The 23211-nt window shown below is 68.9% G+C and carries 17 protein-coding genes; 10 read left to right on the top strand and 7 right to left on the bottom strand.

From position 1 onward, the window contains the following. Positions 1 to 83: 83 nt before the first annotated feature. Positions 84 to 2048, bottom strand: coding sequence for an elongation factor G (locus BGP73_RS07580; RefSeq protein WP_069812828.1), 1965 nt, complete (start codon positions 2046 to 2048; stop codon positions 84 to 86). Between the two features lie 323 nt (positions 2049 to 2371). On the opposite strand from BGP73_RS07580, the gene BGP73_RS07575 reads away from it, so the two are divergent. The 3 genes from BGP73_RS07575 to BGP73_RS07565 all read left to right on the top strand — a co-directional run bounded on the left by BGP73_RS07575 (position 2372) and on the right by BGP73_RS07565 (position 9519). Further along, positions 2372 to 3145 (top strand): FMN-binding negative transcriptional regulator, encoded by a 774-nt coding sequence (locus BGP73_RS07575; RefSeq protein WP_079127297.1) that lies wholly within the window; start codon positions 2372 to 2374, stop codon positions 3143 to 3145. After that, the gene (locus BGP73_RS07570) at positions 3142 to 8187 is read left to right on the top strand and encodes a non-ribosomal peptide synthetase (protein ID WP_069812824.1); all 5046 of its coding nucleotides are present in this window, start codon (positions 3142 to 3144) and stop codon (positions 8185 to 8187) included. Before BGP73_RS07575 ends, BGP73_RS07570 begins: the two co-directional genes overlap by 4 nt. Before the next feature lie 135 nt (positions 8188 to 8322). After that, positions 8323 to 9519, top strand: coding sequence for a cytochrome P450 (locus tag BGP73_RS07565; RefSeq protein ID WP_069813057.1), 1197 nt, complete (start codon positions 8323 to 8325; stop codon positions 9517 to 9519). 297 nt (positions 9520 to 9816) lie between these two features. Here the strand turns inward: BGP73_RS07565 and BGP73_RS23895 are convergent, their stop codons facing one another. Continuing rightward, the gene (locus BGP73_RS23895; RefSeq protein WP_374701131.1) at positions 9817 to 9963 is read right to left on the bottom strand and encodes a chlorhexidine efflux transporter; all 147 of its coding nucleotides are present in this window, start codon (positions 9961 to 9963) and stop codon (positions 9817 to 9819) included. Between the two features lie 373 nt (positions 9964 to 10336). On the opposite strand from BGP73_RS23895, the gene BGP73_RS07560 reads away from it, so the two are divergent. The 6 genes from BGP73_RS07560 to alr all read left to right on the top strand — a co-directional run bounded on the left by BGP73_RS07560 (position 10337) and on the right by alr (position 16741). Beyond that, positions 10337 to 11839 carry a 4-hydroxyphenylacetate 3-hydroxylase family protein gene (locus tag BGP73_RS07560; RefSeq protein ID WP_069812822.1) on the top strand — a complete coding sequence of 501 codons (1503 nt, stop codon included), beginning with the start codon at positions 10337 to 10339 and terminating at the stop codon, positions 11837 to 11839. Between the two features lie 62 nt (positions 11840 to 11901). Beyond that, on the top strand, positions 11902 to 12921 hold the full coding sequence (locus BGP73_RS07555; RefSeq protein WP_069812820.1) for a succinylglutamate desuccinylase/aspartoacylase family protein: 1020 nt from the start codon (positions 11902 to 11904) through the stop codon (positions 12919 to 12921). Continuing rightward, a complete protein-coding gene (locus tag BGP73_RS07550; protein ID WP_079127294.1) occupies positions 12918 to 14123 on the top strand; it encodes a M20/M25/M40 family metallo-hydrolase in 1206 nt (401 codons plus the stop codon). Before BGP73_RS07555 ends, BGP73_RS07550 begins: the two co-directional genes overlap by 4 nt. Then, on the top strand, positions 14116 to 14700 hold the full coding sequence (locus BGP73_RS21875) for a flavin reductase family protein (RefSeq protein ID WP_170837770.1): 585 nt from the start codon (positions 14116 to 14118) through the stop codon (positions 14698 to 14700). The genes BGP73_RS07550 and BGP73_RS21875 overlap by 8 nt, the downstream gene beginning before the upstream one ends. Next, positions 14697 to 15470: a sulfite exporter TauE/SafE family protein gene (locus tag BGP73_RS07540; protein WP_170837769.1), complete on the top strand. Its 774-nt coding sequence runs from the start codon at positions 14697 to 14699 to the stop codon at positions 15468 to 15470. The genes BGP73_RS21875 and BGP73_RS07540 overlap by 4 nt, the downstream gene beginning before the upstream one ends. Positions 15471 to 15544: 74 nt before the next feature. Then, positions 15545 to 16741 (top strand): alanine racemase, encoded by a 1197-nt coding sequence (gene alr / locus BGP73_RS07535; RefSeq protein WP_069812813.1) that lies wholly within the window; start codon positions 15545 to 15547, stop codon positions 16739 to 16741. Positions 16742 to 16756: 15 nt separating this feature from the next. Here the strand turns inward: alr and BGP73_RS07530 are convergent, their stop codons facing one another. The 4 genes from BGP73_RS07530 to BGP73_RS23485 all read right to left on the bottom strand — a co-directional run bounded on the left by BGP73_RS07530 (position 16757) and on the right by BGP73_RS23485 (position 20374). Continuing rightward, complete coding sequence (locus BGP73_RS07530; RefSeq protein WP_170837768.1) at positions 16757 to 17506, bottom strand: FadR/GntR family transcriptional regulator; 750 nt, start codon at positions 17504 to 17506, stop codon at positions 16757 to 16759. Positions 17507 to 17648: 142 nt separating this feature from the next. Further along, positions 17649 to 18482 carry a bifunctional riboflavin kinase/FAD synthetase gene (locus BGP73_RS07525; RefSeq protein ID WP_170837767.1) on the bottom strand — a complete coding sequence of 278 codons (834 nt, stop codon included), beginning with the start codon at positions 18480 to 18482 and terminating at the stop codon, positions 17649 to 17651. Positions 18483 to 18499: 17 nt separating this feature from the next. Beyond that, positions 18500 to 19900, bottom strand: a complete 1401-nt coding sequence (locus tag BGP73_RS07520; RefSeq protein ID WP_170837766.1) for a purine-cytosine permease family protein — start codon at positions 19898 to 19900, stop codon at positions 18500 to 18502. Between the two features lie 279 nt (positions 19901 to 20179). Beyond that, on the bottom strand, positions 20180 to 20374 hold the full coding sequence (locus BGP73_RS23485) for a hypothetical protein (protein ID WP_244501114.1): 195 nt from the start codon (positions 20372 to 20374) through the stop codon (positions 20180 to 20182). Here BGP73_RS23485 and BGP73_RS23890 point away from each other — a divergent pair. After that, positions 20300 to 20566 (top strand): CopG family ribbon-helix-helix protein, encoded by a 267-nt coding sequence (locus tag BGP73_RS23890; RefSeq protein ID WP_374701130.1) that lies wholly within the window; start codon positions 20300 to 20302, stop codon positions 20564 to 20566. The two genes, BGP73_RS23485 and BGP73_RS23890, sit on opposite strands and share 75 nt — an antisense overlap. Positions 20567 to 20716: 150 nt before the next feature. Here the strand turns inward: BGP73_RS23890 and metE are convergent, their stop codons facing one another. Further along, entirely contained in the window at positions 20717 to 23035 is a 2319-nt protein-coding gene (metE, locus tag BGP73_RS07510) for a 5-methyltetrahydropteroyltriglutamate--homocysteine S-methyltransferase (RefSeq protein WP_069812803.1), read from the bottom strand. Positions 23036 to 23211: the final 176 nt, after the last annotated feature.

The following is a 23211-nucleotide window of genomic DNA, read 5'->3' as shown; positions in this document are numbered from 1 at the left end:
GCCGGGACCGAAGCGGGGCCGACGCCGCTCCGGGAACGCCGCGGTGTCGCCCCTGGCGACACGGTGTCCGCCTCGGTCGGTGATCATCTGGTGCGGAGCTTGCCCACAAAGTGAAACATGTACTCGCCGGGGTCGAGCGGGTTCCGGTCGGTCCGTTCGCGACTCGGCACGGCGCCCCGGCAGGACCGGTCGCCCCGGGCCCGCGACCACCAGTGGCCCTCACCACGGGTCAGGTCCGGCAGCTGCCGGGTGATGGTGTGCACCTGGCGGGCCGGCAGGTCACCGGAGACGACCCAGCTGCCGGCCCGGGTCGTTGTCTCCCGGATGCGCGCCTCTAGGGACAGCAGCCTGGTGGTGACGGCCTCCAGGAGATCGAGCGGCGCCTCGGCCTCGAAGACGTGGCACGGTTCGTAGATCCGGGTGCCTGCACGGCTCAGCGCGCGCATGAGGACCAGGGGGGTCAGGTTGCGGAAGTCGCCGCCGCAGCTCGTGGCGTTGTCGAACTCGGTGTGCGTGACCGTCACCCGGCAGTCGGTGACGGGCCACCCCAGCAGCCCCTGTGTGAGCGTCGCCCGCACGGTGCTCTCGATCGCCGAGTGGAAGGCGGCCGGCAGGGCTCCGTACTTCACCTCGCGCTCGACCAGCACGCCGGCTCCACGCGGCGCCGGCTCGACCCGGAGGCCCACCCCGGCGGTGAAGGGGGTGTGGGTGATGCCGATGAAGGCGGCGCCACGCCCGGCGGGCCGTTCCAGGTAGAGCGGGCGGCTCGGCTCGAAGGCGGCCTCGACGCCGAACTCCCGGGACAGGGTCTCAGCGATGATCTCCTTCTGGATCTCGCCGTACAGCAGCACCGAGGTCTGCCCGCCGGCCGCGGGGCGGGTACTGATCAGCGGGTCCTGCTCGGCCAGCGCGACCAGCGCCGCGTGCAGGCGGATGGTGTCCCGCGGATGGGCCGACCGCACCAGCGTCTCCAGGGTGGGGCGGGCGAAGTAGTGGCTGCCCGCGGAGTCGTCGGGGGCGCCCAGGGTGTCGCCGACGCGCACCTGGGAGAGCCCGCGAACGCTGACCAGGTCACCGGCGACGGCCCGTGCGTCGACCGTCTCGTGCGCTCCGTCCCCCGCCCGGACCACCCGAAGGCCGCTGATCTGACCGGAGTAGCCGGTTGCGGTGCCGTCCGCGCTGTTGTGGAAGCAGGACACCCGTTGGCGCGGCCGGAGTTCGCCCTCGAACAGGCGCAGATAGGCGATCTTGGCGCCGCCGGGGGCCCGCTCCACGGCGAACACCGTGCCGCGCGGGGGCCCGTCGGCGTCGGCGGGCGCGGGCGGCAGCAGCGTGCGGATGCCTTCGACGAGGTCGGCGACGCCCTGCCCGGTGCGGGCGGATCCGAAGTAGACGGGGTGCACCAGGCCGCGGGCAGTCTGCTCCGCCAGGCGGGCGGCCAAGTCGGCGCTGTCCGGCGGTCGGTCGGCGACCAGGTCCGCCAGCAGCGCCTCGTCGTGCTCGGACAACACCGCTGCGAGTGCCTCCGGATCCTCCCTTCGACGGGTGACCGCCGCCGGGGAGCCGAGGTTCTCCGCGCGGTTCATGGGCGCGAGATGGGGCGAGAGCCGGGCCCGCATTTCGGTGAGCAACTCGTCACCGCGCGCACCGCCCCGGTCTATCTTGTTGACGAAGACGAGTGTGGGCAGACGCAGTTCTTGAAGGGTTTTCATGATGACCCGGGTCTGCGCCTGGACGCCTTCCACGGCGGAGACCACCAAAACCGCCCCGTCCAGTACCCGAAGCGCCCGTTCGACCTCGGCGATGAACTCGGAGTGACCGGGTGTGTCGACCAGGTTGACCCGGCGGTCCCGGGTGTCGAACGAGGCGACCGCGCTTCGGACGGTGATACCGCGGCGTTGTTCGATCTCGTTGGAGTCGGTGCGGGTGGTTCCGGCGTCGACGCTCCCGAGTGTGTCCAGAACGCCGTTGTCGTAGAGGAGACGCTCGGTGAGACTGGTCTTACCAGCGTCAATGTGCGCGAGGATACAGGTGTTTACCGATCTCATGGCTTCCCGTAGTGTAAGGGCTGTCCCGTAATGCCTGGTGGATCAGCGCACGACGTCAGATGCGGTGCATCGCAAGGCGGAAGGGCGTCCTGATACTGGGCGTATCAGGACGTTCCGACAAGGCGGCGAGGTGCCGTAGCTGTCGCCGTGCGCTCGCCAGGCATTACGGGACAGCCTTTAGGCCGCCCGCGTGCGGGTTTGACCAGCCCGGCCACGCGTGAGTTTTGCCAGGTGGAGCTGATCTGACCTATCCGACTGCCTCGGCACCGAGTCTGCGGCTGACCGGAATTGGGGTTTTCAAAGACCGAAGGAAACGGGGTCAGGTGTTCGTTCCTCCCTCCTATCATCCTGAATCTCCGGGATGGGCGCGTCGGGTCGTCACCGCTTTCCCGTTGGCGCTGCTCATCACCCAGGGAGAACACGGTCCCTTCGCCACCCATCTCCCGGTCATTCCGGCCGAGGAATCGGGGCTGGAACACGGTACGGGGCCATGCGGGCTGGTCGGGGTGAAACTGCTCGGCCACATGAACCGGGCCAACCCGCACTGGGCGGCGCTCGCCGCCGGCGGTCCCGGGATCCTCGTCTTCACCGGTCCGGACGCCTATATCTCGCCGCCCGTCTACCAGGCCAGGGATGTCGCGCCCACGTGGAACTTCGTCGCTGTGCACGTCCACGGCACACCGGAGCCGTTGGGGACCGCGGAGGAGACGCTGCGCGTCGTCGAGGCGACCGTCACGGCCTACGAACGCGAGCACGGCACCGGCTGGGACATGACGGACGAACTCCACTACTTCTCCCGCATCGTCGGCGGCGCCGGGGCGTTCTCCTTCCAGGTCACCGCGGCGGAGGGGATGTTCAAGCTCAGCCAGGACAAGCCCCGGCCGGTGCGCACCGCCATCGCCGACGTCCTCGCCGCGGGCTCGGAGCGCACCCGCCAGGTCGCGGACACCATGCGCGACCTCGGCGTCGCCGGACCACCACCGGACGCGCCGGGTGGGGCGGCACGGTCCGACGCGCCCCGGCCGGTGCGTTCCGCCGACCCGCCCGCCGCCCGGACCACAGCTCCCGACACTGACCCGACCGGAGGACAGCCATGACGACCGACGTCGCCTCGGTGGGGGGCCCCGTGGGCACCGCCGACCTCATCACACTGATCGGCGAACGGGCCGCGGCCGCGCCCGAGGCGGTCGCTGTGGTCAGCGGAGCCGAGCAGCTCACCTACGGTCAACTGGAGGAGCGGTCCGGAGCGTTGGCCGAAACCCTCCGAGCCCGGGGGGTGGGCCGGGGCACGGTCGTCGCGGTCTGTCTGCCCCGTTCGGTCGGCATGGTGGTCGCGCTGCTGGCCGTGCGGCGGGCCGCCGCTGCCTATCTGCCGCTGGACCCGACCTACCCGGCCGACCGGCTGCGGTACACGCTGGCGGACTCCGGTGCCGACCTGCTGCTGACCGTCCCGTCCGCACCCGGGTACGGGGCCGCCGAGGTGCTGGCCGTTGACACCGGCGGCCGGCCCGTCGGCGACCCGCCGCCGTCCCGACCCGTCCCGAAGGCCGACCCGACCGGAACCGTTCCCGAGGTGACCGGGGCGGTGCCCGATGAGGTCGCCTATGTCGTCTACACCTCGGGATCGACCGGGCGGCCCAAGGGGGTCGTGGTTCCCCAGCGGGCGCTGGACAACCTGCTGGCCTCGATGCGACGGGTGATGCCGCTGACGGCGGACGACCGCCTGGTATCGGTGAGCAGCGTCGCCTTCGACATGGCCGTGCCCGAGCTGTACAGTCCGCTGATCTCCGGTGCGACCCTCGTCCTCGCCGACTCGGAGACCGTCCGCGATCCACGGCTGCTGGCCGCCCTGCTGACGGAGACGGGCGCGACGGTGCTGCACGCGACACCGTCACTATGGCGGGAGTTGCTCGCCTTCGAGCCGGAGGGCCCGGCGGCCGTCCGCGGCCTCCGGGCGTTCGTCGGCGCGGAACCGCTCTCCGACACGCTCGCCGCCCGGCTGCGCGGCTGCGCGACCGAGGTGGTCAACCTCTACGGCCCGACCGAGACCACCGTGTGGTCCACGAGCAGCGTGCTGGGCGACGACGCCCCGGTGCGCATCGGCGGCCCGCTCAACGCCACCGGCCTCCACGTCCTGGACGTACGGTTGCGGCCGGTCGAGGACGGCAGGGTCGGGGAGTTGTACATCTCCGGAGCGGGGCTCGCCCACGGCTACGCCGGACGGCGGGGCCTGACGGCCGAGAGGTTCGTCGCCTGCCCGTTCGGCCCCGGCGGCGCCCGCATGTACCGCACCGGCGACCTGGTCCGCCGGACCCCGGAGGGCGACCTCCTCTTCGCCGGCCGCGCCGACCAGCAGGTCAAGGTACGCGGTTTCCGGATCGAGCCGGGCGAGGTCGAGTCCGCCCTGGAACTGCACCCGGACGTCGCCGAGGTCGCGGTCGTCGCCCGAGCCGGCCGGCACGGTTCCCACCGGCTGGCCGCTTTCGTGGTGCCCGCGCCCGGCCGATCCCCCGACACCTCCGAACTCCTGAGCCACGCGGCCTCGTCGCTACCGCCCTACATGGTTCCCAGCACCTGCGTCCTGCTGGACCGGTTGCCCCGCACCGCCAACGGCAAGCTGCACCGGGCGGCCCTGCCCGACGACCGCTCGGCCGCCGGGTACCAGGAGCCGGTGTCCGCCGACGAGAAACGGCTCGCCGCGCTCTTCGTCCAGGTCCTCGGCGTCGAGGAGGTCGGCCTGGACGACGACTTCTTCGCCCTCGGCGGCCACTCGCTGCTCGCCACCCGGCTCGCCGCCGCCGTGCGGACCACCTTCGGCGCAGAGTTGTCGATCAGCCAGGTGTTCGCGACACCGACGGTCGGAGGCCTCGCCGCCGCGCTCCGCGACGGCCTCCCCCCGGCGCGCGTCCCGGTCCGGTCCGCCCCGCCCGGAGCGGACGGCGAGGCGTCGTTCGCGCAGCGGCGGCTGTGGCTGCTGCACGCCGTCGACGCGCAGGGCTGCGCCTACAACATGCCGGTCGCCTGGCGTCTGTCGGGCTCCGTTGACCGGGGCGCCTTGGCCGCGGCCGTCACCGACGTCGGCCTGCGCCACCGCAGCCTGCGTACCGTCTTCGAGGAGATCGGCGGCGAACCCGTGCCCCGGTTGCTGCCTGCCGGCCCCGCGCTGGGCGTGCGGGAGGTCGGAGCGGACCAGCTGCGGGAGGCCCTCGACGAGGAGGCGCGGCACCGCTTCACGCTGACCGACGAGCCTCCGGCCCGGATGACACTGCTCACCGTGGGCCCGGACGAGCACGTCTTCCTCATGGTCGTCCACCACATCGCGACGGACGGCACCTCCGAGGGGGTGCTGGCCCGCGACCTGTCGGCCGCCTACGCGGCCCGGTCCCGGGGTGCGGCCCCGCAGTGGGCGCCGCTGCCCGTCGAGTACTCCGACTTCGCCCACTGGCAGCGGCAACTGCTGGGCGGCGACGGCCCGGGCGCGCGACAACTCGACTACTGGCGCCAGGAGCTGGCGGGGCTGCCGCAGCCACTGCCGCTGCCCCACGACCGGACCCGTCCCCCGATCGCCACCCATCGCGGGGCGGTCACCCGAGTGGAGCTGCCGCCGGAGCTGCGGCAGCGGGTCCGCGCCGTCTCCGGTCGGTACGGCGCCACCGAGTCGATGGTGCTCCAAGCCGCGTTCGCCGTGCTGCTCCACCGCCTCGGCGCCGGCGACGACCTGCCCGTCGGCGCGCTGAGCGCCGGCCGTACCGACGAGGCCCTGACGGAGACCACCGGCTACTTCGGGAACACCTGGGTGCTGCGGGTGCGGCTGACGGGGGCGATGACCTTCGAGGAGGTGCTCCGGCAGGTCCGGAGCCGCGCGCTGGCCGCCTACGACCACGCCGACATCCCCTTCGACCAGGTCGTGGAGGCGGTCAACCCGGACCGTTCCACCGCCTACCACCCCCTCTTCCAGGTGATGTTGGCCTGGCAGACCGAAGAACTGGCGTGGCCGCGGCTGACGTTCGAGGGGACACGGGCACTGCCGTGCGAGGTGTCCACCGGCACGGCGAAGTTCGACCTCTTCTTCGAGGTTTGCGAGCTGCCCGACGGCGGCGCGACGGCCCGTGTCGAGTACGCGACGGACGTGTTCGACGCCGCGACCGTCGAGCGGATCGCCGCCCAGTTCGTCCGGGTGCTGGAGCAGACCGTCACCGACCCGGCCCTGGCCGCCGGGGCCGTGCTCCTGCTGTCCGGCGAGGAGCGCACGCGGGAGCTGGCCCGTTCCATCGGACCGGTGGTGCCGGTGCCCGAGCTGTCCGTTCCGGAACTGGTCGCGCGGCAGGCGGAGCTGACCCCCGAGGCGGTCGCCGTCACCTGCGGCGACACCTCGCTGAGCTACAGCGAGCTGATGGACCGGGCGCACGGCGTCGCCGCCGCGCTCCGCGAGAGCGGCGCGCGGCCGGGGACGGTGGTCGCCCTGGCGCTGCCCCGATGCCCGGAGCTGATCGTCGCGCTGCTGGGCATCCTGGCGTCCGGGGCGGCCTACGTCCCGCTCGACCCGCGCTGGCTGGGACAGCGTGCCCGGACCGTCCTCGACGACGCGGAGCCCGCGCTGGTCCTGACCGACCGCGCGACCGCGCGCCGGCTGCCTCCCTCCTCCGCCCGGACGGTGTTCCTGGAGGACCTGGACCGGCCCGGCGCCCGCCCGCTGGCCCCTGCCGACGGGCCGGGCCCGGCCGACACCGCGTACCTCATGTACACCTCCGGCTCCACCGGTGTCCCCAAGGGCGCCCGGATCAGCCACGGCACGGTCGTCAACGACGTTCTCGCACTGGCCCCCCAGGTCGCCCCGGACGGGGCACCCCGCGTTCTGGCGAGCACCTCGGTCACCTTCGACGTCTCGGTCTTCGAGGTGTTCACCGCGCTGTTCACCGGCGGCACGCTGGACCTGGTGGGAGACCTGCTGGAGCTGACGGAACACACCGGCTGGACGGGAACGGTGCTGAGCGGCGTTCCGTCCGTCCTGGCCGAGATCCTCCCGGAGACGGCGGAACGGGTCCGCCCGGACACCGTCGTGTGTGCCGGGGAGGCGCTCCAACCGAGCCTCGTCGACCGGGTGCGCGCCACCTGGCCGGGGGTCCGGCTGGTCAACGCCTACGGGCAGAGCGAGTCCTGTTACGCCACCGCCCACACCCTGCCGGACCCCAACCCGACCACGGACCCCGCCGCCGGGAGCGCGGGCGGGGGCACGGGTGGGCCGGCCGCATCGGGCGCCGCGGCCGGTGCTGTCGCGGAGCGGGAGACGGCGGTACCGATCGGGCGACCGCTGGCCAACATGCGTGCCCACGTCCTGGACGCCCGGCTCGAACCCGTCCCACCCGGCGTCGTCGGGGAGTTGTACATGGCCGGGTTGGTCGGCGAGGGCTACCACCGGCAGCCCGAGCTGACGGCGGAACGATTCGTCCCCGACCCGTTCGGACCGCCCGGTGCCCGGATGTACCGGACCGGCGACCTGGCGCGGTGGACCTCCGACAGCCAGCTGGAACACGTCGGCCGCAGCGATGGCCAGGTGAAGGTGCGCGGCATCCGCGTCGAGCCGGCCGAGGTGGAGGCGGCCCTCCTGGGCTGCCCGGGCGTCGCCGAAGCGGTGGTCACCGTGCGACCCCTCGCCGGGGAGCCGCGCCTGGTGGCGTACGTCGCGGCCCGGCCGACGGGCCCCCGGCCCACCGAAGCCGAGCTACGCGCGCACGCCGGTGAGCGTCTGCCGGACTTCATGGTGCCGGCGGCGTTCGCGGTGCTGGTCCGCTTTCCCCGGACGGCCACCGGGAAGATCGACCGGGCCGCGCTGCCCGAGCCGGTCCTGCCGGTTCCCGCCGGGGGCGCGCCGCGCACGCCCGTCGAGGAGCGGCTGGTCCGCGTCTTCTCCGAGGTGCTGGGCGTCGAGAGCATCGGGGTGGACGAGGACTTCTTCGCCGCGGGCGGCCATTCGCTGCGCGTCGCCGCGCTGGCCAGCGGCATCACCGCCGAGTTCGGGCAGCGCTGCTCCATGTTCGACATCCTGCGGTACCCGACCGTCGCGGGATTCGCCGCCGCCGTCGTGACGCGGTGGGAGCGGGAAGAAGGGGAGAGGGACCGTGGTGACGCACCGAGCTGAGGACGACACGACCGCCCACCGGACCTCGGTCCACGGCACGACCAGCCCGCGGCCACCGACCGCCCGATCGCGCGCCGCCACCCTTCGGGCCATTCCGACGCCTGGACCGGCCGGCAGAAACAGGGGGTGCTGATCATGACCTCGGACCTCTCCGGAGACGTGAGCTGGGCGTCCCCCGAGTTCGGCAGGGACCCCTATCCACTGCTGCGCCACCACCGCGACCGGGGTCTGGTCTACGACCACACCTCCGAGGGCTGGCTCGCCCTGCGGCACGCCGAGGTGTCCGAGCTGCTGCGCAGCTCGCGGTACGCGAAGAACCCCCAGCGGGCCCTCGACGGCCCGTACACCCGACTCCAACGGGACATGGCCGGCTCGTCGATCATGTTCATGGACGACCCGGACGCTCGTCGGGTGCGGGGGCTGACCAGCAGGGCGTTCGCGCGCCGACAGGTCACCGCGCTGCGGCCCCGGATCGAGGCGCTGGCCAGCGGGCTGATGGACGATCTGACCGGCGAGGACACCTTCGACCTGATGGCCCGGTACGCGGCGCCGCTGTCAGTCGGCGTGATCGCCATGGTGCTGGGGCTGCCCGAGGCCGACCGGGAGTTGCTGGCCCGCTGGTCGGAGGACCTGAAGCGCGAATACGACCCCGCGCTGTCACCGGAGGACCAGACCCGCATCGCCCAGTCCCGGCGGGAGTCCGTCGTGTACTTCATCGAGGAGATCGAGGCACGCGCCCGTGAGCCCCGGGCGGACCTCATCACCGCGCTGGTGCAGGCGCACGACGAGCGGGGGCGGCTCAGTCTGGAGGAGCTGATCTCGACGCTGGTGACCCTGCTGGTCGCAGGCAACGTCTCGACGACGGACCTGATCGGCAACGCCGTCCTGGCCCTGCTGGAACATCCCGAGCAGCTCGAACTGCTCCGCGCGGACCCTTCGTTGATGCCGAACGCGGTGGAGGAGGTCCTGCGGTACGACAGCCCGGTGACGCTCACCGACCGGATCGCGACCGAGGACACCGAGATAGCGGGCTGTCCGGTCGTCCGCGGCGAATGGATCTGGGCGGCGCTGGTCTCGGCCAACCACGATCCGAGCGTGCATCCGGAGCCCGAGAGGTTCGACGTGACCCGTTCGGACATCCAGCACCTCTCCTTCGGCGCCGGTTCACGTCTGTGCCTGGGGGCCGAACTCTCCCGGGTGGAGACCCAGGTCGCGCTCGCCACCCTGCTCGACCGTTGCCCCTCGCTCGCCCTGGCTCCCGGCCCAGCTCCCGAAAGGCACACCGTGCCCGCCTTCCGCGGCCTCGTCGAACTCCGCGTCACCCGCGGGTGACGGACGCCGCGCACTCCACGAGAAGGTGCGCGGGGCGTACCGCTGGCCCCGGCATTCGTGGGCCAGCGGCCCGTACTGCGTTCCGGCTTCAGCTGATACGCCCGCAGGTCGTATGACACGCGGCCTGCCCGAGTCCGCGCACAGGTGACGGGCCCGGGCTGGGCCGGCGTAGCCGCCTGGCCTCCCTCGATGTTGCCTCGGGCGCTCCCGACCTCGCCTCGTCCCCGTAGCTGGTAGGCCCGGGTCGGTGCTCCTGCTCGGCGGTGTTCTCAGCTCGCCGTGAGGGGTGCTGCCGCATCACGGGCGGCAGCGTTCTGTCGAACGACGCGCGAACACAGAGGTGTAGGCGAGGAAGAACACGAGCAGGCCGACCTCGAGTCGGAATGTCTGGAGTGGCGACACCTGCAAGATCCAGGCTGTGATCGGCAGCAGTAGGACAAGCAGGATCCCCGTCCCACGTGGGCCTCGGCCAGCCAGCTGCGCGGACTGGGCTAGAACGGACGGCTCCCGGCGCTGCCGTGCTGCTCATCGGCGCTGCCACGGATCTCACCGAGAACCCGCTGACCTGCGGCGTCGTCATCCTGTGGGTCTCCTCCCCGGACGAGGACGGCGGGGTGGCGCGTCGGCGTCGGCGAGGTGCTCGACGCCGACGCGCCGGGCCCTCCACGGCCGCTGCTCGCAGAGCCCACCGGCTCTCCTGCGTCCCGGGTGCCGGCCCGGACACGGTCCACTGCTCCCGGCAGCCGCAGGACTCCAGGCCTTGACAGGTGCCTGGTGGACCCACATTCTGATTGGACCAACCAATGAGGAGGGTCTGGTGTCGAGAACTGGCCAGGACTACATCAAGGGCCTGCGGGACGGCCGCTGTGTACTGATCGGGGGAGAAAAAGTCACCGACGTCACTGAACATCCGGCGTTCCGGAACGCCGTCCGCTCGGTCGCACGGCTCTACGACGCAGCGGCGGCGGACCCCGAGACCTTCAGCTACGTGGAAGACGACGGCGAACAGCACAACGTGATCTGGAAGCGCCCGAAGGACAGTGCCGACCTCGCGGCCCGCCGCCGGGCCCACGACACTTGGGCAGCTCTCACCCACGGCCTCATCGGCCGCTCACCCGACCATGTGGCGAGCTACATCACCGCGATGGCCACCACACCGGGGATCGCGGATCTCGGTGGACGCTCGTACTCCGAAAACCTCATGTCCTACTGGCGGTATCTGCGCGACAACGACCTGTACGTCACGTACGCGGTCACCGCACCGGGGCGTGCCCGCTCCTCGGACGTGTTCGGCAAACAACAACGGAAGGCCGAGGCGGACGCGTCCCATGCCTCGCCGGCTGCCCACGTGGTGAGGACCGACGACGAGGGCATCGTGGTCAGGGGGACGAAACTGCTCGCCACCTCGGCCGTGCTCGCCGACGAGATCTTCGTGGGCAGCATTCTCCCGCTCAGCCCGGGAGAGGAGCAGTACGCCGTCACTTTCGCCACCCCCGTAGGCGCGCCCGGTGTGAAGGTGATGCCTCGTAAGTCGTTTGAGCAGTACGTCGTCGGTCCCGAGGACGACCCGTTGGCGTTCCGGTACGACGAGACCGACTGCGTCATCTTCTTCGACGACGTGCACGTTCCCTGGGAGCGCGTGTTCTCCTACCGGGACCTCGACACAGGACTCGCCCTGTTCACGCAGACGTCGGCCCACGTGCTGGGTAACGCGCAGGCGCAGTCCCGCCTCCTGGCGAAGATGCGGCTGGCCCTCGGTATCGTGCGGAAGGTCAGCGAAGTCACCGGCACCTGGGGGATCCCCGCGGTGCGAGAGGCGTTCGCCGTGCGCGCCACTGAAGTCGGGATGCTGGAGGGGCTCATCGCGGGCCAGGATGCCGACCCGCATCAGTGGCCGTCCGGGTATGTCTCGCCCAACCTGCAAACGCTCTACGCGACCACCTCCTGGGCGACGGAACACGTTCCGGGCTTCTTCCTCGGGCTGCAGGAGCTACTCGGCAGTCACCCGTTCCAGCAGGCGGCAGACGCGTCGGTCTTCGAGTCCGAGGAGACCAGGGCGATCCTGCTCGAGGCATTCGGCCTCGACTCGGCCGAAGACGCCCGCAACCGGTACCGCCTCGTCAAGACCGCTTGGGATCTGGTCGGGTCCGAGTTCGCCAGTAGGCACATCCAGTACGAGATGTTCTACGCCGGCGCCAAGCACGTCACGCGGGCGCGCATGAACCAGTACTTCAGCTGGGACTTCGTGCAGCAGGAGGCGCAGCGATGCCTTGACGAGCTGGACACGTGGATCGCGACCGGCGGTCCCGCGCCAGTCTGAGTCGGCTTGCCCTACACGCTCCAAGAAGACTGCCGGTCCCACCAACACGAAAGTGAACGTCAATGACTGAGAAGAACGAACAGCACGGCACCGTCACCGTAGGTTCGGCGACTGCGGAGAAGGGCCGCCTCACCTATGGCGAGATCGGAGGTGTCGAACTCGCTGACGGCACCATCGTCAACATGCCGGTCGTGCTCGCAACCGGCGAACAGCCCGGTCCCACCCTGTATCTCGGCGCTGCGATCCACGGTGACGAGATATGTGGCGTGGAGGCCGTTCACCGCTTGCTCGACTCCCTGGATCTCGCCGCGATGGCGGGCACCATCATCGCTGTCCCGGTCCAGAACCCCCTAGCGATGTCCGGACAGCACCGCCTGCCGCAGTTCCTGGTCGGGAAGTCCCCCATGGACCAGATGCCAGGGGACACCTGGCAGTGTTTCCCCGGCGACGCGGGAGGGAACACGCTGCAGCGCATGGCGGAGAAGCTCTGGAGCGTCATGATCACCGCGGATGTGGTGGTCGATGTGCACACCCCGACCACCGGTGGCCGCTACCAGCCCTACGCCTTCCTGCCACCGGCATCGGCCGGGGCGGCCGCGGTGCGTGCCAAGGAGCTTGCGCAGGTCTTCGGACCCAACTACATCCTCGACACCGATGCCGGCGTCTACGTACTTCCGGGCACACCGCACGTCGAACTCGCCAAGCGGGGCATTCCCGCATTCGGGATCGAGATCGGTGAAGGTGGCCGGATCGAGGACGAGGTCGCGGACGATGCCGTCGCCGGGCTCACGAACCTCCTCATCCACCTCGGCCTTCTCAAGGGGGCGCAGGCCCCCCGCCCGGAACCCATGCTGATCAATCGCATGACGGCGGTCCGCACCAGCCGCGGAGGGCTGCTGCAGACCCATCACGAACTCGGCGCCCAGATCAAGGAGGGAGACGTCCTGGCCACCATCACCGACACCCACGGCCGGGTCGTCGAGAAGGTCGTCGCTCCCCACGACGGCCCTCTGATGCGAACCACGACCTTCGCCACGGTCGCGGCAGGGGAGCGGGTCGCGCAACTGGCGGTGCCGCGGTGACGAAAGTAGACCGACGAGAGGTCGAGGCGGCGGTGCTGGATGCTGTCGCCTCGGCCGAGGCCGAACTCGTGTCGCTCTGTTCCCGACTGGTCCAGGTGCCCGCACCCATGCCTCCAGGGGACACCTCCGAGATCGCCGCTTTCGTCAGCAATTTCTTGCGAGAGCGCGGAATCGACTGCGCCACCTACGAACCCAAGGCCGGCAAGTGCAGCGTCGTTGCCACGATCGGCCCGTCCGACATCCCTCCCGCGCTGGTCGTCAACGGCCACCTCGACACTTTCGAACCGGCGGCGGGGGAGTGGAGCCACTCCAGCCCCTACAGCGGCGCGGTCGAGGACGGTCGAATCTACGGCGCAGGCGCCTCCGACATGAGAGCCGGAGTGGCCGCGGGACTCCTCCTGGCGTCGGTGCTTGCGCCACACGCCTCCAGTCTCGATCGCCGTATCGTGTTCGCCTTCGTCGGTGACGAGGAGGCCGGTGGCGCCTGGGGCACCGAGTGGCTCCTGGACAACGTCGACGAGGTCGGCAAGGCTCGGGCGGCTCTGATCGGCGATCAGTGCGGCACCGATGTCATCGGGAACGCGGAGAAGGGCGTCTGCTTCTTCAGCGTGCATGCGCCAGGAACCTCCTCCCACGCTGCCTATGGGAGCGAGAAGAGTGCGGTCCACAAACTGCTGGAGGCGCTACGAATCATCCGTGGGTATGACAACGGAGGGGGTGCCGAGGAAGACATCGCGGATCGGGTGACCGTCAACATCGGTCGGATCACAGGAGGCGTGGCACGGAATCTCGTTGCTGCCGACGCCCGTGCCGACGTCAGCATCAGAGTACCGACCACCGTCTCCACGGCTGACCTCATGGCTCGTCTGCGCGAACAGATCACGGATGCTGTTCCGGATGCATGGTTGGAAATCGACCGGCAGTCGGAGCCGTCCGGTACGTCGCCTGACCGCAGGATCGTCATGTCGGCGATGCGCGCAACCGAAGCCGTGCTGGGGGCGCCGTCCTCACTCATCACGAGAGTCGGTGCGAGCGACGCCCGCCTCTTCCGTGAGCATGGGATTCCGACGGTCGTATACGGCCCCGCCGCCCGAAACATGGGGGCGATCGACGAGTACGTCGACATCGACCAACTCCGCGCCGTCGCCCACGTACACACCCGCGTCGCTCTCGACATCCTCTTGGGAGAACCCGATGACTGAAACCCAACAGGACACTGTTTCCATCCGCGGAGATGCAGTAGGCCCGGTCCTGCGCAACGCCTGGTCGAACTTCCCTACCGGCGTGACGATCGTGACTTCGCATGATCCTGTGAGTGATAAGCCCAAAGGGATCACGGTGAACAGCTTCACGTCAGTCTCTCTCGACCCGCCGCTCGTTCTCGTGTGTGTGGACAATCGATCGTCGAGCTGTGAATCGATAACCCGGTCCGGGTACTTCGGCGTCCACTTCCTTATGAGTCAGCAGTGGGAGACGGCGCTTGCCTTTGCGCGACCGGACGCACCCAAGTTCGAAAGCCTGAGCTGGTCCACGTCGGAGGACGGTGTGCCGATCCTGGACGACTTCGTGGTCGCAATGGAATGTGAACTCGCCGATCAGTACCCGGGCGGCGACCACACCATCATGATGGGGAGAGTCAAGGCAGCACATCTGCGCGAAGTCAATGAAGGAGTGTTGGGCTTCTTCCATGGTCGCTTCGTGCGACTCGATCACGGGACGAAACTCTTCCCGGAGGTCGCCAATCTTCTCGCCCTCGACACCCCCCGGCTGGACTGGTGATTGACCCGTCCATTCCGGACGCGTCCATCATCGCGCTCGCCGGCCTCATCGCGGGCGGACTGAATGCGATCGCCACCGGTGGCACCCTGATCACCTATCCGGCACTCTTGCTGGTCGGCTCCGCTGCGCTTGAGGCAAACGCTACGTCGGCGGTGGGTCTGCTCGTGGGCTATATTGCCGGTGCAATTGCCTACCGAGACGAAATCAGGAACAGCGACGGCGTCCAATCGATTCGCTTGGTCGTGCTCGCTGCTGCCGGAGCGATCGCAGGGACCACCCTCCTTCTACTCACAGATGAGGGTGTGTTCCGGCGGATAGCTCCGATCCTCGTTCTTTTCGCCGTTGCGCTTCTGGCCGCTCAACCGCGTATTGCCAGGAACGTCCGCACCGGCTCAGCGAGTGCGGGACCGCGACCAAGGGCGCGTTGGGGAGACCTGGCCGTCATCGGCTGCGGAATGTACGGCGCCTATTTCGGGGCAGGAATGGGGGTTCTCATCATGGGCGTTCTTGGCATCCTCCTGCCACTGGCACTTCAAACCGTCAACGCCTGGAAATCCCTGCTGTCATTCGTCATCGGATCAATCGCTGTGCTGATCCTCAGCTTCTCGGGACTGGTGCACTGGGACGCCGCGGCACTCATCGCGGTCACCTCGGCCGTCGGCGCGCTGGTCGGAGTCCGGATAGCACGCCGCCTCTCCACGTCTGCCATCAGGTGGGGGACCGCGGTTCTCGGTATCGCCTCCGCCGCCGCACTCATCGTCACTGGCTGACGGTCGAGGGTCCCGATGACCATGCGCCGCAGGCGCTGGGTCAGTGAGTATGAGCGTCGAGAGGAACGATCAGCATGCGACCAGAGATTGATCAGGCCTCCGGCTCTGCGCGGCGAGAAGATCTCGCTTGGCGGGAGATCCGGTTGGAAGCCGTCCGAGAAAATATCGCATCGCTGAGAAGTATGTGCGAAGCAGCACGCTTCATGATGGTGGTCAAAGCTGATGCCTACTCGCATGGCGCCGTGACGGTGGCCCGAGCAGCCCTGGACGCCGGCGCTGAACACCTGGGCGTCGCGATCCTCCAGGAGGCGTTCGATCTCCGCCGGGCCGGTATCCGCGCACCCATCCTGGCCTGGATGGCGGGGCCGGGTGCAGCTTACGAGGACGCGATCCGAGCCGACATCGAACTCGCGGCCTACGCACGTGTCCAACTAAACGAGATCGCCGAAGCGGCACGTCGTTCAAGAACGCCCGCGAGACTGCATCTCAAAGCAGATACCGGGATGTGGCGGGGCGGAGCAGCCGGCGAGTGGGGTTCCCTCGTCACCGCGGCTCGAGCGCTGGAGCTCGAGGGCGTGGTCGATGTAGTCGGTGTCTGGTCCCATCTCGCCTGCGCGGATGTGCCGGAGGATCCGGCGAACAACGCACAACGCGAAGCCTTTCTCCTAGCGGTCGCGGAGGCCGAGGCAGCGGGACTGCGTCCGCGCTGGCGACATCTCGCGAACTCCGCTGCCACACTGACCCGGCCTGACGTGCACTTCGACATGGTCCGTTGCGGGTTGGCGGTGTACGGCGTGAACCCCTTGGTCTCCCAACGGCCCGCCGTTGCGCTTCGACCGGCCATGTCGGTGCGGGCCCGGGTAACTCATGTGAAGGATGCGCCGGCTGATGTCGGTGTCTCCTACGGGCACACGTACCGCACCACTTCGGCGACACGGCTGGCTTTGGTGCCGATGGGATATGCCGATGGGCTTCCGGTACCTGCCAGCGGCACCGCCCGGGTGGGCCACCGGGGTCATCCCCTGCCCATCGCGGGCCGGGTGTGCATGGACCAGTTCGTTGTCGATATCGGCGACAGTGCGGTCCGCCCCGGAGAAATCGTCACTGTGCTTGGTGACGGCAGTGATGGAGAGGCCACGGCGGAGGAGTGGGCACGGGCCAACGGGCGCAGCAGCTACGAGATGCTCACTGGTTTCGGTCGGACGCGTGTCCCGGCGCGTTATCCCGCCGCCTTGACCGTCCACGCCCAAACCCCACGGAGACGTGAGTGACGCGAGTCGCCGTGGTCACGCTCGCTTGGCGAGAAGTGAAGACGACACTTGCGTCTGGACATCTTCGACGTGCTTCAGAGCGACCTGGAAGGATCTCTCTGGGTCGCGCTCGCGAATGGCGTCGACGAACTCGGAGTGACCCTCGACGAGGAGTTGTGTCCGCCGCTCAGAGGACATCGCGAGCTGCGCCCGCATCAGCACGTTGAGCGATTTTGAGATCTCTTTGGCGACATCGACGAACAGCACATTATGGGTAGCGATTGCGATCTGCTCGTGGAACTGCGTATTCAACGCAAGGTGCTCCTCGGCCGGCCCTGGAGTGGCCATCTTGCCGAGAATTTCCTCAAGCGTTCGGATCTCCGCTTCTGTCGCATAGCGCGCAGCACGGGCGGCGATCGCTGGCTCGATCGCGGCTCGGAAGTCGAGGATCTCCGCGATCTGCCGCCCTTCGCGCGACAGCCCCGAGAGCAGCGCCTCGCTCATAAGTCCACGGTTGCCCGAGTCGGTGACGATGGTGCCGCGGCGACGGACTCTTTCAACAAGCCCCTTCAGCTCGAGCTCGTACATGGCCTCGCGGACCGTCGTACGCGAGATGCCGTATGTCGAAGCGAGCTCACGCTCAGTAGCAATCTTGTCGCCGGCTTTGATCTCGCCTCTCGCGATGAGCGACTCGAAGTGGGTGACGATCTCCAGCACGATGTGCTTAGCTGAGTGTCCCGGATACAGCTTCGGGTCATCTCCGGCCTGCGTGGATGTCTCAAGCATTCTCATCACCGCACCGCTGCGAGGCCGAGTGGACCCCTGCGGCGCTCGTACTCCTATCAGGGCCGACAATGCTAGAGCTGCTGGAGTATGCTACTCCCCTGTAACAGTGCCTGCAACAGTCGGCCCTGATAGGGCGCGTTGATCACTCTTGGGCGATGAGGTGCACGACGAGTCGGTCGTTCAGGAGGGTGACGGGTTCGACTTCCGGCCCGGGTTTCAAGGTCATGGTCACCCCTGCCCTCGTCGGTGCAACCGCCACAGCGGCGGGCTCCGTCCGTCCCGATCGTCCTGTCAGGAATGCTCGGTAGCTCCCAGGAGGAGGCATTGCGAGGTCATAGACCGGGGTTGCTTGGAGCGTTCGCCGGCCACTGTGCGTGATCTCGACCGGTACCGAGTGGTATCTACCGAGCATCTCGGTAACGTCGTGCAACCGTCCACCCGCTATCGCCCGGCGAACCGCCGTCGATGAGCGCTGAGGTGTCAACGGGACCGGGTTGACTTCGAAGCCGTGCACCGCGCCGAAATCCGCGAGGGTCTCGGTGGTGCCGCGAGCACCTTTTCCGAACCTGAACCCGGCGCCGACTGTGACACGTACAGCGTCCAGGGTCTCAACCAAGATGCGCTGGGCGAATGTCTCGGGGGACCAGTCCGCCATCCCGGGGGTGAACTTCAGGACGTGGACGTGTTCGATTCCCAGCTCGCGCAGGGCGCGTTCGCGCCAAGCGACGGTCGTGAGAAGCGTCGGCGCGGCTTCGGGACGCACGACCCGCAGGGGGTGGGGGTCGAACATCACTGCCGTGGCATCGGCCCCCAACGTGCGGGCCGATGCCACCACTTCTCGGAGCAGGTCCTGGTGGCCGCGGTGAACACCGTCGAAGTTGCCGATCGTGACTACGGTCCCGCCGGTCTGTGCGAGGTGGCCGCCTCCCCTACGTGCCCTGCAGCGCGACCGGGTTGGGCTTGTCCTGCGACTCATGGTGCTCAGCCTGGCCGTCATTCGTCGATCACCGCACGATCGTGGCCGGTCGCCCGTTCAGCTGCGGGCTCCGCGGACCGACCCACGCGGGAAGCGAGGACGTAGTACACGATCCCGGCCAACACGAAGCCTGCTATGTCGCTGATGTCGAAGCCGATGGCCTCACCGAGCGGCCCGGTGTACAGAGAGTTCGCCATGAGTGGAATGGTGACGGCGGCTGCGCCTACGAAAGATCCCATGCCGATCCAGTTGACGCCACCGAACTCACCCGAGTTCTGATAGAGGCTCTCGACTCGAGGGAAGCCCCATATCCGCGAACGGAACAGGTAGAAGTTCACGAGGACCACCCCCGCCCAGGGCAGGATGAAGTGACCAATGACGACCAACAGGTTCGAGAAGTTCTCCTCGAACTTCGAGCCGCCGAAGGCCAGCGCCGCGATGAGCGCGATGAGCCCCGTGACGTAGGTGGCGTTCAGACGCGTGAACCGGATCCCCGTGGACAGCAGAGACATGACGGATGCGTAGTGGTTGGCCGAGTTGTGAGGGATTGAGGACACTCCGAGGATGGCGATGGCCACCGGCCCCAAGGCGCCGGGCAGGATGTTGTCGAGACCGTCGAAGACATCGCCCTGGCCCCCCGTGGTCGAAGCTGCGAGAAAGGCACCCAGGATCATGGGCCATGCATAGCCGGACGCTACGCCGAGGCCGGCGGGAACGGCGATGCGCAGGGTCGGGGTGTCAGCGGGCAGGTACCTGGAGTAGTCCGATGCGGCGATCACCCATGCGCCGTTGATCGTGAAGGCGAGAGCGAAGATCATCGACCAGGACAGCCAGAAGTCCGCTGTGTCCGTCGTGGCCCCGGCGTCGAGACTCGTCGCGTTGCCGGCGATGAACCCGGTGACCACCACGAACACGACGACGCCGGCTGCCGTCACCCATTTACTGACGAGATGAAGCAGGTCGTACCCGAAAGCGGTCAGGAGTACCGAGATGGTCGCCGAGACAATCAGTGTCGGGAGATAGGGCACTCCGAATGCGCTCTCAAGCGCCTCAGCGCTCAAGACGATGCCGACCGCGAAATATCCCATGCACGTGAGTCCCGACAGCACGGCCGGCAGGTAGTTGCCCACGAAGCCGAAGGCCATCCGGCCCATCGCCATCTGCGGCATACCCAACTTCGGACCCATCGCTGCGAAGAAGCCGACCAGCAACCCGGCGAGCAGGTTCGCTGCCAGAAGTGCTGTGATCGCTCCGATGACGCCGAGTCCCATGTGAATGGCGAGGACACCGATCACCATGGGGGCGAGGTAGACCGCTGGCGCGAACCTCACGCTGAACTGGTTGCGAGCACGGCCATGACGTTCATTCGGCGGGATGTAGTCGACGCCGTGTGACTCGACGGCGATCGATCTCGCCACCTCATTTTGGTCAGACACGTCCTTGCCCTTTCTTGTGTTCGCGGGCATTCGTATCTCGGAACTCGATCGGAGTGAAGGGCTGCCAGGAAACGTCTCTGCGTAATCGACTCAGGACGCGATGTGCATCTGGGTGTTACCGATCGACGGGTACGATTTGGCCCTACCAATGCGGCGAAGGTAGCCAGCCGCCGGGTGGGTGTCAATGGTCCAGCCAAAGAGGATCGCGAAACTGCCCCTCCACCTTCTCTTCTCGGCTGGCGATCCAGGCCAGTGAACTTCTCAGCCCGGCTGCTTGGGGAGTCGGGTGGTGGGCGGAGTGCCGTCGTGGAGAAGCTCCTGGTAGGCGGGGTGGCGACCAACGCCGCCGGTCCGGCGGAGCTTCCGTTGGCCGGGCTGCCCGTGACACTCCGACTCCCCGACGACCTTGACGCGAAGCTCACCGAGCGTGCTCGCCGCGAGCGCCGCAGTAAACATGAACTCGCCATCGCGGCCGTCCCGCCCTGGCTCGCCACGCGTCTTCCTGCGGTTCAACGGGTCAGCGCCGGTATCGCCCCGCAGCCCGGTTCCATGGCCGGCCGTTCGTCGAGGAAGCCGCGCGGGACGACATCGATGTACCGGTCTTCGCGAAGCGCCTGTCGGACTGGTTTCCCGTCTCCTGACCCATGACGGCGGGCATGGAGATCACGCACCTGCCTTCCACGACGTTCCGCAGGGGCCTGCTGCGCACCGCCGGCTCCTCCGTGCCCTTCCTCGTAGTGGTGTGCTGGCGAGACGGGGCCGGGACGCCTGTGGCGTCCCGGCCCACTGGGATCGGGGTCAGGAGGCGGGCAGCTCCCTCCGGACGGTGCGCGCGGCGGCGACCAGGTGTTCCAGGGAGGCGCGGGTCTCAGACCAGGCGCGGGTCTTCAGACCGCAGTCCGGGTTGACCCACAGCCGCTCGGCCGGGATCGCCTTCAGACCGGTGCGCAGCAGCTCCACCGCTTCTTCCGTACTGGGCACGCGTGGGGAGTGGATGTCGTAGACCCCCGGTCCGGCCTCGCGCGGGTAGCCGTGGTCGGCGAGTTCCCGGGCGACCTGCATATGGGAGCGGGCGGCCTCCAGACTGATGACGTCGGCGTCGAGGTCGTCGATCGCCTGGACGATGTCACCGAACTCCGCGTAGCACATGTGCGTGTGGATCTGGGTGTCAGGACGGACCCCGGCGCTGGTGAGCCGGAACGCCTCGGTCGCCCACGCGAGATAGTCGGCCCGGTCGGCGGCGCGCAGCGGCAGCGTCTCGCGTAGCGCGGGTTCGTCCACCTGGATGACCGAGGTACCCGCCGCCTCCAGATCGGTGACCTCCTCGCGCAGGGCGAGGGCGACCTGCCGGGCGGTGTCGCCGAGGGGTTGGTCGTCACGGACGAACGACCAGGCCAGCATGGTGACCGGTCCGGTGAGCATGCCCTTGACCGGGCGGTCGCTCAGTGACTGGGCGTATGACGTCCAGCGCACGGTCATCGGCTCTGGGCGCGAGATGTCACCGGCCAGGATCGGCGGACGGACGTAGCGGGTGCCGTACGACTGGACCCAGCCGTGCTGCGTGGCGAGGTAGCCGGTGAGCTGCTCGGCGAAGTACTGCACCATGTCGTTGCGCTCGGGCTCACCGTGTACCAGGACGTCGATACCGGTCTTCTCCTGGAAGGAGATGACCTCCTGGATCTCGGCCTTGATGCGCTCCTCGTAGCCGGCCGTGTCGATGCGGCCGGCGCGCAGGTCGGCGCGGGCGGTGCGCAGTTCGCTGGTCTGCGGGAAGGATCCGATGGTGGTGGTCGGCAGCAGCGGCAGGCCGAGGTGGGCGCGCTGCGCGACGGCCCGCTCCGCGTACGGCTGGGAGCGGCGGCTGTCTGCGGCGGTGACGGCCTCGGCGCGGGCGCGCACATCCGGATCGTGTGTGATCGGCGAGCCGGAGCGGGAGACCAGGTCGGCGCGGTTGGCGGCGAGTTCGGCCGCGATCGTGTCGGTGCCCTGGGCGAGCCCCTTGGCGAGGGTGGCGATCTCGGTGGTCTTCTGCCTGGCGAAGGCCAGCCAGCGCAGGATCTGCGGCTCGATGTCCCGTTCGGCGGCGGCGTCCAGCGGCACGTGCAGCAGGGAGCAGGAAGCGGCGATGTCGACCCGGTCGGCGAGCCCGAGGAGGGTGCCGAGGGTGGCCAGCGACTTCTGGAGGTCGTTGATCCAGATGTTGCGGCCGTTGACGACGCCGGCGACCAGGCGTTTGCCGGGCACTCCGCCGAGGGCGGCCAGATCCTCCAGGTTGGCTGCGGCGGCCTCGGTGAAGTCCAGGGCGAGACCCTCGACCGGGGCCTTGGCCAGGACGGGAAGCGCGTCGCCGAGCCGGTCGAAGTAGGAGGCGACGAGCAGCTTGGGCCGGTCGGTGCGGGCGCCGAGCTCGTGGTAGGCCCGCTCGGCGGCGTTCAGTTCGGCAGGACTGCGGTCCTGCACGAGGGCGGGCTCGTCCAGCTGTACCCATTCGGCGCCGGCCGCGCGCAGGTCGGCGAGTACCTCGGCGTACACCGGAAGCAGCCGGTCCAGGAGAGTGAGCGGCTCGAAGTCGGCGGGCACGCCCGGGGCGGGCTTGGCGAGCAGGAGGTACGTGACGGGGCCGACCAGCACGGGTCGCGCGGTGAGGCCCTGGGCGAGGGCTTCCTTGAACTCGGCGACCTGCTTGGTGGAGTCGGCGGCGAAAGCGGTGTCGGGGCCCAGTTCGGGGACCAGGTAGTGGTAATTGGTGTCGAACCACTTGGTCATCTCCAGCGGAGCGACCTCCTGGGTGCCGCGGGCCATCGCGAAGTAGCCGTCCGTCTCGCCGGCTTCGACGGCGGCGCGGTGCCGCTCGGGGACGGCGCCCACCATGACGGTCGTGTCGAGGACGTGGTCGTAGTACGAGAAGTCACCGGTCGGCACCTCGTGGATGCCGGCGTCGGCGAGCTGCCGCCAGTTGCTCCGCCGGAGCTCGGCGGCCGTCTCCCGGAGGGTGTCAGCGGTGACGCGGCCCTTCCAGTAGCCCTCGATGGCCTTCTTGAGCTCCCGGTTCCGACCTTGCCTGGGGTAGCCGTACACGGTTGCCCGTGTCGCCGCGGCTGCGGACTTCGTGGTCACGGAGATCTCCTTCGCGAGATGAATCCCTGAGGTCCCGGCGACGGGACGAGAACGCGAAGGTGATGACAGACCGGACGGCCACGACCCCGCGCGGCAGAAGCACGGTCGTTCCGTCTGGTGTGTACTCCTCCGGACTCCGTCCGGAGGTACCCCCGACCCGCCCTCGAGGTCACCGG

The organism is Streptomyces sp. TP-A0874 (assembly GCF_001748085.1).
GTDB lineage: Bacteria > Actinomycetota > Actinomycetes > Streptomycetales > Streptomycetaceae > Streptomyces.
The sequence above is the reverse complement of the archived record's forward strand: the minus strand, read 5'-3'. Positions and strand labels throughout refer to the sequence as shown.

Bases quoted from the DNA above. Each gene is read 5' to 3' on its own strand.
- BGP73_RS07570 (WP_069812824.1), top strand. From the start codon at position 3,142: ATGACGACCGACGTCGCCTCGGTGGGGGGCCCCGTGGGCACCGCCGAC.
- BGP73_RS07565 (WP_069813057.1), top strand. From the start codon at position 8,323: ATGACCTCGGACCTCTCCGGAGACGTGAGCTGGGCGTCCCCCGAGTTC.
- BGP73_RS21875 (WP_170837770.1), top strand. From the start codon at position 14,116: ATGACTGAAACCCAACAGGACACTGTTTCCATCCGCGGAGATGCAGTA.
- BGP73_RS07525 (WP_170837767.1), bottom strand. From the start codon at position 18,482: ATGAGTCGCAGGACAAGCCCAACCCGGTCGCGCTGCAGGGCACGTAGG.
- BGP73_RS07555 (WP_069812820.1), top strand. From the start codon at position 11,902: ATGACTGAGAAGAACGAACAGCACGGCACCGTCACCGTAGGTTCGGCG.
- alr (WP_069812813.1), top strand. From the start codon at position 15,545: ATGCGACCAGAGATTGATCAGGCCTCCGGCTCTGCGCGGCGAGAAGAT.
- BGP73_RS23485 (WP_244501114.1), bottom strand. From the start codon at position 20,374: ATGTTTACTGCGGCGCTCGCGGCGAGCACGCTCGGTGAGCTTCGCGTC.
- BGP73_RS07580 (WP_069812828.1), bottom strand. From the start codon at position 2,048: ATGAGATCGGTAAACACCTGTATCCTCGCGCACATTGACGCTGGTAAG.
- BGP73_RS07530 (WP_170837768.1), bottom strand. From the start codon at position 17,506: ATGCTTGAGACATCCACGCAGGCCGGAGATGACCCGAAGCTGTATCCG.